The sequence below is a fragment of the Enterococcus sp. 125944 genome (genome assembly GCF_051909435.1).
Classification (GTDB): domain Bacteria; phylum Bacillota; class Bacilli; order Lactobacillales; family Enterococcaceae; genus Enterococcus_D; species Enterococcus_D gallinarum.
This window is the reverse complement of sequence record NZ_JBQASY010000054.1, coordinates 1-2,032: the sequence shown is the minus strand read 5'-3', so window position 1 is coordinate 2,032 and position 2,032 is coordinate 1. Positions and strand designations below refer to the sequence as shown.

The window sequence follows — 2,032 nt, the reverse complement described above, 5'->3', positions numbered from 1 at the left end:
TCTTCGGGTTTTCGGTCTGTACTGAAATCAAGGTATTATTGGGAATCCCAGCTTAAATCATAGATACCGTAAGGGATTTTATTCTTTATTTAAAACTTTGCAACAGAACCTAACAATCTAATTCCTTGAGTTCTTTGTAAAAATATTATGTCTGCTCAAAAATAGGTGCTAATTTATAATATTGAGATAATCAAGAACACTATTGGAATCGAAAAAACACTTACAATACTTGTGAGAACCGATGCTTGTGTTGCTAAACCAATATTTTTTTTGTATATACTTGCGTAAACAACTGCGTTTGATGGAATAGGCATTGCCATTAACAATACTAACATAGAAGTAATTATTTCGTTTATGTTTAAACTGTTCAAAATCTTCCAATAGATTAAGGGTAAGACAATCATTTTTACGATTAAAAAGACTAGCATCTCTTTATTTTTAAACATTTTCCAAATAGAGACATTGCCTAACGATACACCAATGATAACCATTGCTAATGGGGTAGTGATATTCCCAAGATATACTAATGTTTTAGTAATGATATATGGTGGTCGGTAATTTATCACACAAACAATTATTGCTAAGATCGAAGCGATAATTGCTGGATTAAAAAATTTTTTTAGTGAAAATTCTCTTGTGTCTCGCATCAAATTTTCACCATAAGAAAAGAGTACTAAATTACTTGGTAAAAGAAATAGCGTCGCATAAATCATTGCTCTATCTCCCAATACCGCCTGTACGACAGGCAAACCCATAAAAGCAATATTTGAAAACATGTACATGAATTCATATAGTTTCTTATCATTAGTAATTCCTAAAACTTTTACAACAAGTTTTGAAAAAAGAGCACAAAGAACATTGAATAAAAAGAATCCAGCTATATTTATGACTAACTCCTTGGGATTAAGTGACGTCCCGTTACTTACAGAAGATAAGATCGCGGCTGGAATCCCCAAATTCAAGACGACTTTTGAAAGAAAAGGAATATGCTCTTGTGTAATTAGATTGCATTTACTGCATATATAACCACAACCGATTAACAAAAAAAGAATGATCATTTGTGTAATCAAAATACTTATATTCAAACTTTACCTTCTTTCTTTAAATCATTATACGTGATGAAATCAATTTGTTCTTTTTCTGCAATCTCGTCTAGTTTTAATTTCATTAAAAATTCTACTTCTTTTACTCTTGGAAAGATGAGCGAAGAAGTACTTAATAATTCATCATCAATATAACCAGGATGAAGAATCATTACTTCACAGGCTCTTCTTTTACTCTGACACATTTCTTGAAATGTTTTATTTGGATCGTAATCATCATTCATGCTCTCCATCCAAAAATAAAGGTCAGTGCTGCCAATCGAACATTTTTCTTTAGTATCTGCTATCGAAGGGATATAAAGAAGACCATATTTTAAAGCGACTGCTTCAATTGCTTTAAAATATGTCGCATTAAATACTGCATGTGCATCAATATAATCAGGCTTCCTCCCAGTAAGCTTTTTGAAATATAGGTACTGTGCTTCAACCTCATTGTAAACGTCATTATAATTCACAAAATTGTGCATTGAATGATTGTACTCCTTAGAGGATTTGAAAGTTCCGTTGGCCGTTACAAGCGACGGGATTTCTTTTGAATTTAATATCGGATACCCATTTGAAATATTGCTATGCAGACCTAAACAAATGTTTTCCTTTTTCACGAGTTCGTATCCGTTTTTTGAATAGGTTAGATTAATTATCAGTCCAATAGTACGAAGTTTATTATTTGTTACTAACTTAGCTATTCCGAAGTTTATTCCCTCGGAATAGCCAAGATCATCCGCTCTTAACAAAATTTGCTTCATCGTTAAACACTCCAGTTCTTATTCTTCACTAACACCAATCAAGTAAGTACAAAAGGCGGATACGAAAAAGGCGGTTCTGTTGCAAAGTTTTAAATCTACTATCAAATAAGGTAGAATAATAGAAAAAGATAGCAGGAGGAATGACGATGAATCATTTTAAAGGAAAGCAATTTCAGCAGGATG

2 protein-coding genes are annotated in these 2,032 nt (G+C 32.2%); both read right to left on the bottom strand.

Annotated features, from left to right (window positions below; genetic code table 11):
- Window positions 1-173 precede the first annotated feature (173 nt).
- A complete protein-coding gene (locus ACTFWY_RS17730; protein ID WP_003127872.1) occupies window positions 174-1,085 on the bottom strand; it encodes an AEC family transporter in 912 nt (303 codons plus the stop codon).
- Window positions 1,082-1,849: a ChbG/HpnK family deacetylase gene (locus ACTFWY_RS17725; RefSeq protein ID WP_003127871.1), complete on the bottom strand. Its 768-nt coding sequence runs from the start codon at window positions 1,847-1,849 to the stop codon at window positions 1,082-1,084. Before ACTFWY_RS17725 ends, ACTFWY_RS17730 begins: the two co-directional genes overlap by 4 nt.
- Window positions 1,850-2,032 lie beyond the last annotated feature (183 nt).